This is a genomic window from Coprothermobacter sp. (assembly GCA_013824685.1).
Classification (GTDB): Bacteria; Caldisericota; Caldisericia; order Cryosericales; family Cryosericaceae; genus Cryosericum.
Genome location: PNOG01000012.1, coordinates 49,995 through 65,873 on the forward strand (window position 1 = coordinate 49,995; position 15,879 = coordinate 65,873).

At 54.5% G+C, this 15,879-nt stretch carries 18 protein-coding genes; 16 read left to right on the forward strand and 2 right to left on the reverse strand.

From position 1 onward, the window contains the following. Positions 1-15 precede the first annotated feature (15 nt). From C0398_04430 to fabF, 12 genes are all read left to right on the forward strand, one after another. Positions 16-327 carry a YbaB/EbfC family nucleoid-associated protein gene (locus tag C0398_04430; GenBank protein ID MBA4365237.1) on the forward strand — a complete coding sequence of 104 codons (312 nt, stop codon included), beginning with the start codon at positions 16-18 and terminating at the stop codon, positions 325-327. 3 nt (positions 328-330) lie between these two features. Beyond that, positions 331-933: a recombination protein RecR gene (locus tag C0398_04435; protein ID MBA4365238.1), complete on the forward strand. Its 603-nt coding sequence runs from the start codon at positions 331-333 to the stop codon at positions 931-933. Positions 934-1,150: 217 nt separating this feature from the next. Continuing rightward, positions 1,151-2,254, forward strand: coding sequence for a nitronate monooxygenase (locus C0398_04440; GenBank protein MBA4365239.1), 1,104 nt, complete (start codon positions 1,151-1,153; stop codon positions 2,252-2,254). Positions 2,255-2,362: 108 nt separating this feature from the next. Beyond that, positions 2,363-2,818 carry a beta-hydroxyacyl-ACP dehydratase gene (locus C0398_04445; GenBank protein ID MBA4365240.1) on the forward strand — a complete coding sequence of 152 codons (456 nt, stop codon included), beginning with the start codon at positions 2,363-2,365 and terminating at the stop codon, positions 2,816-2,818. A 12-nt stretch (positions 2,819-2,830) separates the two neighbouring features. Then, positions 2,831-3,811, forward strand: a complete 981-nt coding sequence (locus C0398_04450; protein ID MBA4365241.1) for a 3-oxoacyl-ACP synthase — start codon at positions 2,831-2,833, stop codon at positions 3,809-3,811. Further along, positions 3,808-4,023 (forward strand): hypothetical protein, encoded by a 216-nt coding sequence (locus tag C0398_04455; protein MBA4365242.1) that lies wholly within the window; start codon positions 3,808-3,810, stop codon positions 4,021-4,023. The genes C0398_04450 and C0398_04455 overlap by 4 nt, the downstream gene beginning before the upstream one ends. 187 nt (positions 4,024-4,210) lie before the next feature. Further along, on the forward strand, positions 4,211-4,537 hold the full coding sequence (locus C0398_04460) for a hypothetical protein (GenBank protein ID MBA4365243.1): 327 nt from the start codon (positions 4,211-4,213) through the stop codon (positions 4,535-4,537). A 90-nt stretch (positions 4,538-4,627) separates the two neighbouring features. After that, complete coding sequence (locus C0398_04465; GenBank protein MBA4365244.1) at positions 4,628-6,241, forward strand: hypothetical protein; 1,614 nt, start codon at positions 4,628-4,630, stop codon at positions 6,239-6,241. 216 nt (positions 6,242-6,457) lie between these two features. Continuing rightward, a complete protein-coding gene (gene fabD, locus C0398_04470; GenBank protein ID MBA4365245.1) occupies positions 6,458-7,357 on the forward strand; it encodes a [acyl-carrier-protein] S-malonyltransferase in 900 nt (299 codons plus the stop codon). Beyond that, positions 7,354-8,097: a 3-oxoacyl-[acyl-carrier-protein] reductase gene (fabG, locus tag C0398_04475; GenBank protein MBA4365246.1), complete on the forward strand. Its 744-nt coding sequence runs from the start codon at positions 7,354-7,356 to the stop codon at positions 8,095-8,097. Before fabD ends, fabG begins: the two co-directional genes overlap by 4 nt. A gap of 34 nt (positions 8,098-8,131) precedes the next feature. Beyond that, on the forward strand, positions 8,132-8,374 hold the full coding sequence (gene acpP / locus C0398_04480) for an acyl carrier protein (GenBank protein MBA4365247.1): 243 nt from the start codon (positions 8,132-8,134) through the stop codon (positions 8,372-8,374). 22 nt (positions 8,375-8,396) lie between these two features. Beyond that, entirely contained in the window at positions 8,397-9,641 is a 1,245-nt protein-coding gene (gene fabF, locus C0398_04485) for a beta-ketoacyl-[acyl-carrier-protein] synthase II (protein MBA4365248.1), read from the forward strand. Positions 9,642-9,721: 80 nt separating this feature from the next. Here the strand turns inward: fabF and C0398_04490 are convergent, their stop codons facing one another. Both C0398_04490 and C0398_04495 read right to left on the reverse strand, forming a co-directional pair. Further along, positions 9,722-9,913 carry a ferredoxin gene (locus tag C0398_04490; GenBank protein ID MBA4365249.1) on the reverse strand — a complete coding sequence of 64 codons (192 nt, stop codon included), beginning with the start codon at positions 9,911-9,913 and terminating at the stop codon, positions 9,722-9,724. A 70-nt stretch (positions 9,914-9,983) separates the two neighbouring features. After that, positions 9,984-11,699: a proline--tRNA ligase gene (locus C0398_04495; protein MBA4365250.1), complete on the reverse strand. Its 1,716-nt coding sequence runs from the start codon at positions 11,697-11,699 to the stop codon at positions 9,984-9,986. 249 nt (positions 11,700-11,948) lie between these two features. Here C0398_04495 and C0398_04500 point away from each other — a divergent pair, with 249 nt between their 5' ends. The 4 genes from C0398_04500 to C0398_04515 all read left to right on the forward strand — a co-directional run bounded on the left by C0398_04500 (position 11,949) and on the right by C0398_04515 (position 15,878). Next, positions 11,949-12,530: a deoxynucleoside kinase gene (locus C0398_04500; protein ID MBA4365251.1), complete on the forward strand. Its 582-nt coding sequence runs from the start codon at positions 11,949-11,951 to the stop codon at positions 12,528-12,530. Positions 12,531-12,669: 139 nt separating this feature from the next. Continuing rightward, positions 12,670-13,935, forward strand: coding sequence for a glutamate dehydrogenase (locus C0398_04505; GenBank protein ID MBA4365252.1), 1,266 nt, complete (start codon positions 12,670-12,672; stop codon positions 13,933-13,935). A gap of 80 nt (positions 13,936-14,015) precedes the next feature. Beyond that, a complete protein-coding gene (gene buk, locus C0398_04510) occupies positions 14,016-15,092 on the forward strand; it encodes a butyrate kinase (GenBank protein ID MBA4365253.1) in 1,077 nt (358 codons plus the stop codon). A gap of 42 nt (positions 15,093-15,134) precedes the next feature. Beyond that, a complete protein-coding gene (locus tag C0398_04515; protein MBA4365254.1) occupies positions 15,135-15,878 on the forward strand; it encodes a hypothetical protein in 744 nt (247 codons plus the stop codon). The last annotated feature ends 1 nt before the right edge of the window (position 15,879 follow it).

Genomic DNA, 15,879 nt, shown 5'->3' on the forward strand with positions numbered 1-15,879 from the left:
TACGGGAGGAGCCATATGTACAACGTTAGCAATCTCATGAAGCAGGCCCAGAAGATGCAGGAAGATGCAGCACGCGCCGACCGGGAGCTGCTGGATCGCAGGATATCTGCGACTTCAGGCGGAGGCGCGGTCACTGCCGTGGTCAATGGCAAGAAAGACCTCATCGGTATCAGCATTCAGGCGGACTTCGATCTTGGTGACGCGGAGATGGCAGCAGATCTTGTCGTTGCGGCCGTGCGCGAAGCCCAGGCGGAGGCAGACCGTCAGGCCGACGAGATCATGAAGAAGGTCACGGCCGGCATGCCCCATATTCCCGGGCTCGGGTAAGCGGTGTTCCTGCCCAGGCGTTTCATCGAGGTTTCCGCCAGGCTGGGGAATTTGCCCGGCATTGGACCGAAGGCTGCTGACAGGCTTGTGTTTTATCTGCTCGATCAGCCCGAGGACGAAATACGTGCCCTGGCTGAAGCTCTCATGGCAGCGAAGCGCGAGATCACCTTCTGCAGACGGTGCGGCAATTTCGCGCAGGGCGACCTCTGTGAAGTGTGCCGGGATTCGTCGCGAGACGCAAAACTCCTGTGTATTGTCGAGGAGATACGGGACCTGTCTGCCATTGAGAAGACAGGGGCCTACAGGGGTCTCTATCATGTTCTGCACGGCCGGATCGACCCGCTGGCCCGTGTGGGACCTGGAGAACTGCAGCTCGACCGCCTTGTCGAACGCATAGGGTTAGACGATGTGCGCGAGGTCATCATTGCGACAAATCCCAACTTCAACGGTGACATCACTGCGATGTACATCGCGAAGTTGCTGGCCGCATCGGAAGTGCGCGTTACTCGCATTGCCACGGGTATTCCCAAGGGAAGTGACCTGGAGTTTGCTGACATATTCACGCTGACGCAGGCGCTCGAGAAAAGGACGGACGTCCAAGCCTGAACTCTCACGTTGATTGTATATCGAGTTCTTGAGAAGAAAAGTATGAAAGAAATCTATTTCTCATGCAGCTTCTTATAGATTTGATTTGGTGGTTGGGTTAAGTAACGAATATCAGTAAGATACCTACATAGAGGAGTACCTTGAAAGTGAACATATGTTTCACTATCGATTACAAGCAAGGTAAAAAGCTATTTTCGGGAGGCAATATGTGAGCGAAATGCCACGACTAAAGATAGGTGATTTGGAGGCTCGTGTACCGATTATTCAGGGGGGTATGGGTGTAGGCGTTTCTTTATCGGGTTTAGCTTCAGCCGTTGCAAATGAGGGAGCTATTGGAGTTATTTCTTCTGCAGGAATCGGTATGTCAGAGTCGGACTTTGCCAAAAACTTCAGAGAAGCAAACGCAAGAGCCCTTAGAAAAGAAATAAGAAAAGCAAAAGAGATGACGAAAGGCATCATCGGTGTAAACATAATGGTGGCCCTTTCAGATTATGATGATCACGTGGATATTTCAGTGGAGGAGGGTGCTGATCTCATTATTTCAGGAGCGGGGCTTCCTCTAAAAATGCCGGAGAAAATCTTGCAGGGTAAGATTGGAAAGAATAGTACGAAATTTGTTCCTATCGTTTCCTCAGGAAGGGCTGCAGAACTTATCTTCAGATATTGGGCGAAGCAGTATGGGTTAGTACCAGATGCAGTAGTTGTTGAAGGCCCGATGGCTGGTGGGCACCTTGGATTCAAGAAGGAAGGAATTGATGACCCCGATTATGCCTTAGAAAGGATAATTCCCGATGTTATTTCCGTAATGAGAATCTACGAACAACGTTACGGGGAAAGCATTCCTGTAATTGCTGCAGGTGGCATATTTACTGGAGCCGACATTTACAGGTTTCTTCAGTTAGGAGCAAGTGGAGTTCAGATGGCAACAAGGTTTGTAGGAACTTACGAGTGCGATGCTTCAATGGAGTTTAAGGAGGCTTACGTAAGAAGCAAAAAGGAAGATATTATCATAATAGATAGTCCTGTTGGAATGCCAGGACGAGCGATCAGGAATAAGTTCTTAGATGACGTAAACCAAGGAATCAGGAGACCAATCAAGTGTCCCTGGAAATGTTTGAAGCCGTGTGATTATGCCAATTCCCCTTATTGCATTGCACTTGCATTAACTAACGCCAAGAGAGGATATTTTGAGAATGGTTTTGCTTTTGCTGGTGCAAACGCCTATCGTGTAAAGAAGATAATTTCCGTGAAGGCACTTATCGAAGCTTTACAGAAAGAATATAGAGATGTATCGTGCGATGAATTCTATGAATCCTCTTGATGTTCTATGATCGATATTCCCCGCAATTACACGCTCTCTGGAATTCCAGGGAAGTGGTTGATGAAGAGAACAAGAAAATGGAATTGAGCAAGGGGGTTGTGTTTGAAGATGAACACGAATGAACGCAAGCTATGCAAAGAGGACATAGAGAGAATACTCCCTCAAAGAGAGCCATTCCTCTTTGTCGATGAGATAACTGACGTTGTGCCCGGAGAAAGCGTGACAGGCAAGAAAACTTTTACTGGAAAGGAGGATTTTTTCAAGGGACATTTTCCGCAGATGCCAATTCTTCCTGGCGTTATTGTGGTGGAACTTGCTGCGCAGGTATCTGCATTTATGATACTTACTGTTCCAAAGTATAGAAGCCTATTTGGCTTTTTTGCCGGAGTGGACAAGTTCAGGTTTTTTAAGAAGGTGGTTCCTGAACAGACTCTCATTGTAAAATCAAGGCTCATTTCTTTTAGGCATAACGTTGCAAGAAGTGAGTGCAAGATCTATTCTGGTGATTCTCTCGTAGCACAAGGTGTTATTGCTGCGGTTTTTGTTGACAATGGGACTCTTTAGTGTAGGAGTTTTTTGATGGTAGGAATCGTTGGTCTGGGTAGTTATGTTCCTGAACAGGTTGTTACCAATGCTGATCTTGAGAAACTTCTCGACACGACTGATGGATGGATAAGGAGCAGGTCAGGAATTACGGAAAGACGTTTTGCGAGAAAAGACCAGGCAACGAGTGACCTCGCACAAATTGCTGCTGAAAGGGCGCTGGAAGATGCACATCTGTCTCCCAATGACGTTGATTTGATCATTGTTGGAACAAATTCTCCTGACATGCATTATCCTGCTACAGCTTGCCTGCTGCAAGAGATGATTGGAGCAAAAAATGCAGCTGCTTTTGACCTTCAGGCAGGTTGTCCAGGCTGGATATATGCAGTTACTGCTGGAGCTCAATTCATTCAATCAGGCATGTACAAAAATGTTCTTGTCGTCGGAGCTGACGTTATCACCAGGATGATGGATAATACAGATAGAGGAACGTATGTTCTGTTTGGTGACGGAGCAGGCGCTACTGTACTGAGCACCGTCGAACATGGTGGTTTCATTTCATTTGAACTGTTTGCTGATGGCTCTCTTGCGCAGTACCTCACGTTACCTGCTGGCGGTTCGAGGAAACCGTTTAGCAAAGAAGTACTGAAAGAACGAAGTTACTTCACTAAGATGGATGGTCAGGCAGTATTTAGATTTTCTGTCCGTGAGATCTCGCGTATCGCAAAGAAGGTTCTCGACAAGGCAAAGGTCCCCCTTGAGCGTGTCGATTGGTTCATACCTCACCAGGCAAACCTCAGAATCATTCAGTCTGGAGCTCAAGAACTGGGCATACCTATGGAAAAGGTCGTGGTCACTATTGATAAGTATGGCAATTCCTCTGCTGCTTCTATCCCTGTTGCGCTTGACAAGATCTATCAAGAAGGAAAGCTGAAAAATGGCGACAACGTGCTTATGGTTTCTTTTGGCGCTGGAATGACTTCCGGTGCCATTATTATGGAGTGGTCCAGATGAAAGCGTTTGCTTTTCCAGGGCAAGGTTCTCAGTACAGAGCGATGATTGGCGGTTTGTCAAACCAGGTGCAACAATTCTTCTGCCAAGGTCTGATAAGGCGTTTTCCAGTTGAGACATTTCCGCGGGCGGTTAGTGAGCAGGTGGATTGCATGATCCAGATGTTCCTGCGTCACCGTCAGGAAACTCATGTAGTTCGGAAAAAACTGACGTAACAGCCCATTCGTGGTTTCATTGGCAGGCCCTTGCCACGGACTATGCGGGTGAGCGAAGGATACCGGTACTTTCTCCAGCTGTTATGGCCTTATGGGGCGCAAATTCTTTGCCGTTGTCTGCCGTCAACGTATGACAGGGCGACCCCCTTAAGTCGTTGCACATTGATTCCTTCAGGGTTTCTGCTCGGTGATCATCAAACTTCTTTCCAACCAGGAATCCTGTTTTTCTATCGACCAACGTCATAAAGCACCCAGTCCGCCATTTTCCAGCAACTGTATCGCTTTCCTAGTCGCCGATGCAACTTCCGTCAGGTGTTTCGGTTGGCCGCCAGACATATTCGTTGCTTACCCGGTCGTCAGTGTCAACATCGATCAGATCATGGCTGGTTCATTATTGAGGTTGAAGTGTATTGAGAAGTACAATCGACTGCTGGAGATCGAGGACGATCGCGGCGGAACTGCCCGGTTTGCGGGCACGACCGTTTCTGCTGGCAAAGCCAACGTCAGCAGGTAGTGACGCGGTTTTCGGGGGTTTGACAAGCATTCGTTTTAGCTTTATACTCAAAGACTGATTTACATTCATCCTTAATGCAGAGGAGTCAACATGGTGGACATGGATAAACACGTTGGAACAGAAACCACAGGTGAAACGGACGGACTCTTTGACATGAAGAACCTGCTTGAAACAGTCGAACAACCGATAGTTCCGGCTGTCGATGCGGCAGAGGAAAAGACTCCAGAAAATGTGGCCGCACCAGAGAAGGCCGAAACCGAGACCGAACAGGTCAAGGCTGCAGGTGACGAGACCAAGGCGTCCGAGCTCGAGGCAGCCCTTGTCGCAGACTTGTCGCCCAAGGCCGGATACGCGCCACGCCTGCTGCGGCGTGGGGACGTCATTGACGTCTCCGTCGTCAAGCTTGAGCGTGACGGAGTCATGGTCAATGCTGGCGGAAAGGGAGACTACTATATCCCGCTCAACCGCTTGACTATGCGTACCGATGTAGCTGTCGGCGAAATCGCGCATGTTGGCGAAACGATGAAAGTAGCCGTCGTCAAGGAAGAGGATGAACAAGGTACGGCAGTCCTCTCCAAGCTGAAGGCTGATCAGGAAGAGGTCTGGACCGATGTCGAGAAGTACTTCGAGGAGCAGACGATCGTCACTGCCAAAGTCACCAAGGCCATCAAGGGCGGTCTGCTTGTTGACATCGGTGTGCCCTGTTTTCTGCCTCAATCACAGGTCGCCAGCGACTACCGCAACAACTTGCCTTCACTGGTTGGCCAGGACATTCCTGTCAAGGTCACTGAGTTCGACAAGAAACTTCGCCGGATCATCGCTTCTCATCGTGCAGCGATGCAGGTTATCCGCCAGAAGCAGAAGAAAGAATTCTTCACAAAGATCCAGCCGGGAGATATCTATGAAGGCACTGTCAACGGTATCGCCGAGTTTGGGGCGTTCGTGGACATCGGGTATGGGGTTGAAGGCCTGGTCCATCTCTCAGAGCTGACTTATGGTCGCCGCCGTCCTGTCGAGGAGGTCGTCCAGAAGAAAGACAAGGTCAAGGTCAAGGTTCTCAAGGTCGACCCGGAGACCGGAAAGGTCTCCTTGAGCATCAAGCAGACGAAGCCACATCCTTGGGAAACCATCGAGGAAGACTATCCAATCGGCATGACCCTCGAGGGGGCAGTGATTCGCATCCTGACCTTTGGAGCAATCATCGAGCTCTCGGAAGGTGTTACCGGTCTCCTGCACATATCACAGATCTCCAACGACAAGATTCGTAAGGTCGAGGATGTGCTGAATGTGGGAGATGTTGTCAAGGTTCGTGTGCTCGAGGTCCTGAAGGAAGAACGCAAGGTCAAGCTGAGCATGAAGGGTGTGGAAGGCAACGAGAGCGTGTTCGGACGTGAGCCCGGACAGGAGACGCCGCAGGTGGAGCCCGGTTCGGATACGGATGCAACCGATAGCACCTCTGTCGAGTTCGAAGTCGTCGAGCCCAGGGCTGTCGACACTGCAACCCCCGCCGTTGAGAACGTCGAGCCTGAAGTTGTCGAGTCCACAGTCGTGGCGACTGAAGCTCCAACCGTTGAGGATGTCGAGCCCGAAGTCGTCGAGACTGCAGCCCCCGCCGTTGAGAACGTCGAGAGCGCTGCAGCCGAACCCGTGTCGACCGAAGAGGTTGTCCAGCACGAAGAGACAGAAGGGCCTGCAGAGGCCTAACTGGCGAATCATGCCTGTTGGCGTGCTTCTCCAGAAGAACACTTCCAGATAGGTTCAGATTGACGGGGTGGCAGTACCACACAGAGATGCGTGGGCAACTGTGCCCCGTCCTTTTTTCTAGTCCGGGGATCAGAAGTTGCTGATGATTGTTTCTTGGCACTGGTCTGAGGGCTGCGGTGGCGATACAATGAACGCTGGCAACAGGAGGATGCAGTCATGACAGCATTTCTGTTTCCCGGGCAAGGTTCGCAATACGTAGGAATGGCAGGCCACGTAGTCGACCCGATGTCGGCTCGCAGGCTGTTTGAACGGGCAAGCGACGTGCTCGGTCTTGACCTATGGGACCTCGTCGAGGCAGGTGACGAGGCGGCGCTGACTCGCACCGAGAACACCCAGCCTGCCCTCTTTGCGACTGAGATGGCATGGGTCGAGGCACTCGCGAGCAGGGGTATGCTCTGCGATGTTGCTGCCGGTCACAGCCTGGGAGAGTTCAGTGCACTGTGTTGTGCGGGCGTTTTCACGTTTGAGGACGGCATTCGACTCGTGCGACGTCGTGGAGAGATCATGGCAAGAGCTGCATCTTGTTCACCGGGTACGATGGCCGCCATCGTAGGATTGGACGACAACGATTTGCAGAGCGTTCTTGCCGAAGGGCGTCGGTCCGGAATCGTGGAAGCCGCCAACTACAATGCTTCCGACCAGACGGTCGTGTCTGGCGAGATGGCTGCTGTGGACCGCGTCATAGGGGCCGTGAAGGCGATCGGTAGAGGACGCGCGATCAAACTACGTGTGAGTGCCCCCTTTCATTCGTCCATCATGGCTGACGGTGCGACCGAGTTTGGGGCGGTCCTGCATGATGTCGCGTTTTTCCGGCCTCATTTTCCCGTTGTGAACAATGTGGCAGGACTATCGGAAGATGACCCCGAGGCAATCAGGGAGTGCCTTGTTGCGCAGTTCAGGAGCCCGGTGCAGTGGGTGCGCACGATGGAGACACTCCAGAGAATGGGGGCGAGCGAGTACCTGGAAGTCGGGCCGAAGGGTGTGCTCACGGCGCTTGGTCGGAAGGCGGTTCCTGGAGGAAACGTCAGGGCCGTGGAGGAGGAGAAATGGCAATGACGCTGGAAGGAAGGACGGCCCTGGTCACGGGTGGGTCGCGAGGCATCGGCAGAGGCATTGCTCTTGAGCTGGCTATGCAGGGAGCCAATATTGTCATCGATTTTCGCCAGAACCGCGTGGCGGCAGAAGAAGTCGTCGCAGCCGTCACCGCGATGGGTCGGGTCTGCGAAGCAGTCCAGGCAGACGTCGGGGACGTCGCTCAGGCCGACAGCCTGGTTGCGCGGAGTATCATTTTGACGGGTTCGCTGGACATTCTGGTCAGCAACGCCGGTATCACCCGGGACGCCTTGCTGGTCCGGATGACGGACGAGAAGTGGAACGACGTGCTGCGAACGAATCTCACTGGCGCATTCAACGTAACGCGGGCAGCTGCCCGCCATATGATGCGTCAGAAATCCGGGCGCATCGTGCTGATCTCGTCGGTAGTCGGGCTGGGAGGGAACACTGGGCAAGCCAACTACGCGGCGAGCAAGGCAGGCGTTATCGCTCTTGCGAAGACGGCGGCGAAGGAGCTGGGGTCACGCGGGGTCACCGTCAATGTTGTTGCGCCTGGATTTGTGGAGACAGACATGACGAGCTCGCTTGACATAGGGGTCGTATCCTCGTATCTTGCTAGTATTCCGCTTAGGCGGGCCGGAACGCCGAGCGACGTTGCCAAAGCTGTGGCGTTCCTTGCAAGTGAAGACGCTTCGTACATTACCGGCCAAGTGCTCGCGGTCGACGGAGGATTGTCTCTCTGAAGCGCTTGGATATTCTTCTATCAGGAGGAGTCTGATGACCAAGGAAGAAATCCGCTCGAAGGTAGTAGAGATTGCCAAGGAAAAGCTGGGTGTCGAAGAGTCTCGCATTACGGATGAGGCTCAGTATGTGAAGGATCTTGGTGCCGATTCTCTGGCATTGGTCGACATTACAATGGCGCTGGAAGACGCTTTTGGAACATCTATTCCAGACGAGGACATCGAGAGGATTGCGTCCGTAGGGCAGACAGTCGACTACGTGATGTCCCACATTGCCTGACGCTGCAGGAGACAGGATTTCCATGGAGCGGACCCGTGTCGTCATAACGGGGCTTGGTATTGTGTCGCCGATTGGAAACAACATCCCTGCGTTTGAGGCGGGACTCGCGGCCGGCGTCTCAGGTGTGGGGCCGATCACCCGGTTCGATGCAAGCGCCATCAGTTGTCGTATCGCAGGCGAAGTAAAGGGCTTCAATCCGGAGGACTACTTCGAAAAGCGTGACGTTGCACGTACCGACCGCGTACAGCAGCTGGCGCTTGCAGCTGCGCAGGAAGCCATACTGGACTCACGGCTGGATCTGCAGACTGAGGACAGGGAACGAATCGCCGTCTACGTCACGAGCGGCATAGGTGGTGAGGAGTCCTGGGAAGGAGAAGTGCTGCAGGTCGCCGTCAAGGGACCTTCGCGTATTTCCCCGTTTCTCGTTCCGAAGATGCTGGTGGACTCGATTCCGAGCACCATAGCTCAGCGGTTCAAGCTCTATGGAGGGACCAGCTCAGTCGTCAGTGCATGCGCGAGTGGTACCCAGATGCTTGGGGAGGCTCTAGAGGCTATTCGGCGAGGCGACGCAGACGTCATCGTGACGGGGGCGTCCGATGCGGCGGTGACAATGACCAGCGTCGGAGCTTTTGCCAACATGCGCGCACTTTCTACGCGGAATGATGATCCTGGACATGCTTCCCGGCCCTTCGACAAGGAACGCGATGGATTCGTCATGGGCGAAGGCGCAGGAATACTGATTCTGGAACAGCTCGGCCATGCGCTTGCCAGGGGGGCACACATTTATGGCGAGATCCTGTCTCAGGCAGTAACATCAGATGCGTACCATATGACGTCGCCCGATCCTGAGGCGAGACAGATCGTGCGGGCCATGCGTACCGCCATCGAGCGTGCAGGACTCACTCCACTCGATATCGACTACGTCAATGCACACGGGACGTCGACCCCGGCAAACGATCGGACGGAGTCATTTGCGTTGCAGACGCTTTTTGGAAGCCGAGCTCGACTTGTTCCTGTGAGCTCCACAAAGTCTATGACCGGTCACCTGCTGGGTGCTGCCGGCGCCGTAGAGACCGTAGCTTGCATGTTGACCATCAAGAACAGACTGATCTATCCCACCATCAACTATGCGACGTTCGACCCCGAGTGCCCGTTGGACTATGTCCCGAACGTTGCACGTTCATCCGATGTCCAGTATATCCTCAAGAGTTCGTTCGGGTTCGGCGGTCACAACGTCTGTATTGTTCTGGGGCGCTACGCAGGGTAGCAGATATTGCTGTCTGGCGATCAAGAGGCCCCGTCAACATCCCGTTGACGGGGCCTCTTGGCAACTTATGGGGTAGCAGACTACTCTTCGACGACGATGACGCCGACGGGGCATGATTCGGCGGCTTCCTTGCAGCAACCGGCAGCGCCACAATCGGCACCCGGGATGACCTCAGCCTTACCGGTCTCATCATTAAGCCTAAAAATGGCATCGCACAGGGCAACGCAAGCGCCACACCCGATGCAAGCCTCTTGATCGATCGAAACCTTCATGGTTCCTCCTTTGGCATAGATGCTGTGTTTCTATTCTACTGGCTAACAGCAGGGTGTCAATTTGCCTTGGCTAGTCTGTGGTTCGCACCAGATCGACAATGAATGCGATTGCTTCTGAAGAGGGAGTGGCTTTCTTGTCCGTCTTGTTGTTGCGGAGAGTGACCTCGAAATTGCCAGTCTTGAGGAAAGAATTGCCGACGACGACCTGGATCGGGAAACCCATGAGGTCAGCATCGTTGAACTTGACGCCTGCCGACTCGCCTCGGTCGTCAAGAATGACGTCAATCCCAGCTTTCTCGAGTCCTTCGTAGAGCTCAAGCGCAGCCTGCCAGACCGCATCGTCGCCCTTGTTGAGAGGAACGACAACGACCTGGAAGGGGGCGACGGACATCGGCCAGACGATACCCTTGTCGTCGTGATGCTGCTCGATGATGGCGGCCAGCGTGCGCCCGATGCCAATGCCGTAGCACCCCATGAAATACGGCTTCTCGCTGCCATCTTCATCGACATAGTTGGCATGAAGAGGAACAGAGTACTTCGTACCGAGCTTGAACGTATGACCGACCTCGATACCTGTGGCCGTATGCAGTGGATGGCCACACACGGGGCAAAGGTCCCCTGCCCGGACGGTCCTTATGTCTGCCACGATGGTCGAGTCAAAGTCCCGCCCAAAGAAGGCATTCCTGATGTGGAACCCATCTTTGCCGGCTCCGACGGTGTAGGCGGTGTCCCGAAGAACCATCTCGTCGACAACGACGGGCACTGCTGACTGCATGGGCCCGACTGAACCTGGGTGAACGCCAAGGATGTTCAGTACTTCCTCGTCGGTCGCCAGTCGACCCTCGCGGGCGTGCACGGCTTTCATGAGCTTGACTTCGTTGATATCGTCGTCTCCCCGCACCACGAGGAGCCAAGGTTTGTCGTCAGCGATATAGAGGATGGATTTGAGGACAGTGCCTGGATCGACGGCAAAGAAGTGCGCAACCTCGTCGATGGAGTGGATGCCAGGCGTGGCTATGCTTTCCGGCGCGGGCGGAGTATCCGTAACATTCTCAGGACTCGTTGCAGGGCGCGCCTTCGAGAGTTCGAGGTTGGCAGCATAGCCGCAGTTGTCGCATGCGGCGTAGGCACACTCTCCGTTGTCTGCCTGGACCGTGAACTCGTGCGACGACGAACCGCCGATGGCACCAGAATCTGCCTGGATAGGGCGGAACGTAAGTCCCACACGGCGGAAAATGTTGTTGTATGCCTCAAACATGAGGGTGTAGTTTGGCTCGATGGAGGCCTCGTCGCGATCGAAGCTGTAGGCGTCCATCATTGTGAATTCACGGCTTCGAATAAGGCCGTACCTGGGGCGAATCTCATCCCGATACTTGTTGGTGATGTGGTACAGATTGAACGGCAGTTCCTTGTAGGAATGACGCTCACTGCCGACGACAGATGTGACCAGTTCCTCATGCGTTGGCCCCAGGCAGAACGATCGGCCCTTCCTGTCAGTCAACTTGAACATTTCATCGCCGTACAGATCCCAACGGCCGGTCGCCTGCCAGGGTTCAGCGGGCATCAACAGAGGCATCAGGATTTCCTGGGCGCCATGGCTATCCATCTCCTGGCGCACAATTTCCTCTATGCGCTGCTTGACGCGCAGGCCGAGATTGAGATAGGTGTAGATGCCAGAAGCCGATTTGCGAAGCAGGCCGGCGCGAAGCATGAGTTGGCCGCTTATGGTCTCGGCGTCCTGGGGAACTTCACGCAGACGCGGTGCAAAGACTTTGCTCAGATACAAGGTTTCCTCCTGATGGCACAGACGAGCATGTATATTATAGATGCAGGGTTGGTTTTGCAAGGGAGTCGATTGCTGCTACTATGAACAGATACAGGGATCGGAAGGGGCAGACCCTGGACGTTGACGGAAGCAGGGGGAGACGCACAGCGCCAAGGAAGACCAGTGTTCGTCAAGGCCACCGGGAACGGCGAGCGTGAACTCTGATTGTGTCCGGGCCTGCTCTCAGACATAGTTCGCAGGAGGGAAACCATGTACTTGGTCATCGCAGGAAACATCGGTGCAGGGAAGACGTCGCTAGCTCAGATGATCTCGCGTGAGCTTGGTTTTTCTGTCTACTTCGAAGCGTTCGGCGACAACCCGTTCCTGCCCAGCTACTACCAGGATATGCGGCGTTGGGCATTTGCAACGCAGATCAGCTTCCTGGCTCTTCGTTATGAGCAAATTCTGAACCACGTCCTGATGAGCGATGTCCCTGCCATCCTTGACCGTTCCATCTATGAGGATCGTGAGATCTTCGCCAAGGCACTTGTGCGCGACGGACTCCTGTCGCCGGACGAGTGGAATACCTATGACAAGCTGTATCAGCTCATGGTACGTCGGCTTCCCAACCCCAACCTGCTCGTGTATCTTCGCCGGGACGTCCCGACGCTGCTGGCCAACATCCGCAAACGCAATCGTAGCATTGAGAACATCAGCGGAGATTACCTGGAGGGGCTGAACAAGCAGTACGAGGAGTTCTACGGGGGCTGGCATTATCCCAAGGTCGTGTTCGAGGAGGATATTTTTGACCATGCCGCTGACGTGTTGCAGCTTATCAAGGGTGCCCTCTAGCGTAGGGTTGTTTGCTTTTTCACAAGCCATTGCAATATTGGTGCATGGGCCTAGAATAGGAAATGGCGTTTTAAAGCCCCATAACGGGACGGCTCCCCATTCTCCCTGAGAGCCAACACCACACGTCACGGAGGCTATTATGGCAGGCGAGAAGAAAAACTGGTTCCAGGTAGCTCAAGACAGAATTCAGATTGCAGGCACGAAGCTCGGTCAGAATCCCGAAATCACGGAGATTCTCCGCAACCCGCTGAGGACGCTCAGCGTTTCCATTCCTGTTCGCATGGATGATGGTACCACGAAGGTTTTCCAGGGATTTCGCTGCCAGCACAACGACGCGGTCGGACCAACCAAGGGTGGCATCCGTTTCCACCAGGATGAGACTCTCGAGGATGTCAAGGCTCTGGCGACCCTCATGACGCTCAAGTGCGCTGTTGTTGGTCTCCCGTATGGTGGTGGCAAGGGAGGTATCGTTGTTGATCCCACGAAGTTGTCCACCGGCGAGCTCGAGAGGCTTTCCCGTGGATACATCCGCGCGTTGGGGACGTTTGTTGGCCCCGACCGCGATGTTCCTGCTCCGGATGTCAACACCAACGGCCAGATCATGGCATGGATGATCGATGAATACAGCAAGCTGACCGGCCACAACACGCCGGCTCTCATGACGGGCAAGCCTCTCATTCTGGGCGGGTCTCTTGGAAGGACTGCCGCGACCGGGCTTGGCGGCGTCTATTGCCTGCGCCTCGCTGCAAAGAAGATGGGTATGAGCCTCAAGGGCGCCACTATCGCCGTTGAGGGTTTTGGCAACGTCGGCTTCTACGCTTCCAGGATCCTTCATGAGGAAGATGGTGCAAAGATCGTTGCCATCACGATGGTCAACGGCGGCGTCTACGACCCCAAGGGTATCGACCCTGATGATCTGAAGGCCTATGAGACTAAGAATGGGACAGTGAAGGGGTATAAGGGGCTCGACAACGTGTCCAACGAGCAACTGCGCGCGCTGGACGTCGACGTCTATATTCCTGCAGCTCTCCAGAACGCCGTTTTCAGGGACAACGCAAAGGATGTCAAGGCGAAGATCGTGGTCGAGCTGGCCAATGGTGGTGTCAACCCTGACGCAGACGAGATTCTCGAGAAGAACGGTGTCTTTGTAGTCCCGGACATTCTGGGCAATGCCGGCGGTGTCACCGTCTCCTACTTCGAGTGGGTTCAGAACAACTACGGTTACTACTGGTCGGAGAAGGAAGTCAACGAGAAACTTGACCGTGTCATGACCGAGGCATTCGACCGCGTGTACAACATGTACACCAAGCACAAGACAGACAAGGTTACGATGAGGATGGCAGCTGACATGGTCGCAGTCGACCGTGTCGGTGAGGCCGTCAAGATTCGTGGCTGGGTAGGCTGATAGATCGTAGTTCTCTCGGGAGGGTGCGTTCAGCGCGCCCTCCTTGTCTTGCCGGTGCATCCAGGATATGGGAGGCGGCCTTGCCATTCAGGATTCTTGTCGTCAATCCAGGCTCCACAAGCACCAAGCTATCCATCTTCGACGATCGGACTCCTGTCGCGACGGAAACCGTTTCGCACGACGCTGCGACGATCGCCCAATTCGTTTCGCTCATGGACCAGCTGCCAATGCGGCTGGCGATTGTCAAGGATTTCCTCACCCGCCACAGTGCAGCCGTGGTCAGTCTGTCGGCTATTGCTTGCCGGGGAGGGCTGTTACGACCGCTTCCATCAGGGACGTATCGCGTCAATGAGGCGATGGTGGGTGACCTGCACGACCCTGCAATGGGTGCACACGCGTCCAATCTGGCTGCCTGCATCGGATTCGAGCTGTCAAGGGAATCGGGTGTTCCGGCGTTCATCGTAGACCCCGTCGTCGTCGACGAGATGGACCCATTGGCGCGTCTCTCGGGCTTGAAGGGGCTCGACCGCGTGAGCATTTTTCATGCACTCAACCAGAAGGCTGTCGCCAGGCAGGCGGCCGCAGACATCGGCAAAACCTATAAAGAGGCTAATCTCATCGTGGTTCATCTCGGCGGAGGAATCTCTATCGGGGCGCACCACCTGGGTCGGGTCATCGACGTCAACAATACGCTCAACGGTGATGGCCCCTTCGCTCCCGAGAGAGCGGGCAGTCTACCAGCCGTTGGGCTGGTCAAATTGTGCTTTTCAGGCGCGTACTCGCAGTCGGAGGTGATGAGACTCCTTGCAGGCAAGGGAGGGTTGGTCAGCCACCTCGGAACGAATGACGCGCGTGCGGTGGAGAAGATGATCGACGATGGTGACGAACACGCCCTTCTGGTGTATACAGCAATGGCGTACACAGTCGCGAAGACCATCGGGGAAATGGCCACCGTACTGAAGGGAGACGTCGACGCTGTTGTCGTGACGGGAGGTATCGCCCGGTCGGCGTTCCTCATCGACGAGATCACAAGGCGTGTCCAGTTCATCGCACCGGTCAAGGTCTATCCGGGCGAGGATGAGATGAAGGCGCTGGCGTTGGGTGTACTCCGCGTGCTGGATGGTTCGGTACCCGCCGGAATGTACCCGCCGGAGTAGGCGCACAGCGGATGGTCCTGAGTACGTTGGACGTGCTGGCCCATGCGTGAACTTGCCGATTTGTTTGGTCGACCCCGGTCAGGCCAGTCGATTGTGTTTGCGGGGCCATCCGGATCGGGCAAGACCGAGGTCAGTATCAACCTTGCCCTGTCACTGATCCGGCAGACGACCCTCCCGGTTACACTGTGTGATCTCGATGTCGTCAAGCCCTATTTCCGTCTGCGGGACATGTTGCGACTGCTCACCGAGGACGAAGCAAGGAGACTGAACATCGTTGAGCCGGAGCGTCGACTCCTTCATGCGGACATCCCAACGTTTCCTCGCAATCTCCATGCTCTACTGTCTTCTCCAGACACAATAAAGGTCATTGATGTTGGTGGAGACGCCATCGGAGCAGGAGCTGTCGCCCAGTTCCGCGAAACGATTATTGCCAGTGACTACAGTATGTACATCGTGGTGAACACGCTGCGACCGGGAATGGACCATGCGGACGGCCTGAAGCGCATGCTGACAGCCATTCGCTCAAGCAGCCGCCTTGATGTTGCCGGACTCGTTGCCAACACAAATCTGCAGGCAGAGACGACTGCGGACGACGTACAGCGCGGCTATGATGCCGTCAAGGCTCTCGGCGATCGTGAAGGGCTGCCTGTCGTCGCCGTGCTTGTGTCGTCGGAGTATGCCAGCCAAGTGGTTCATCGACTCACGCCGGGTGCGGCAAGGCTGCTGTCGGTGATTCGTGTGTTCAATCGCATTTTGGATACCGTCGGGTCGCAAACGGAATTCTGAA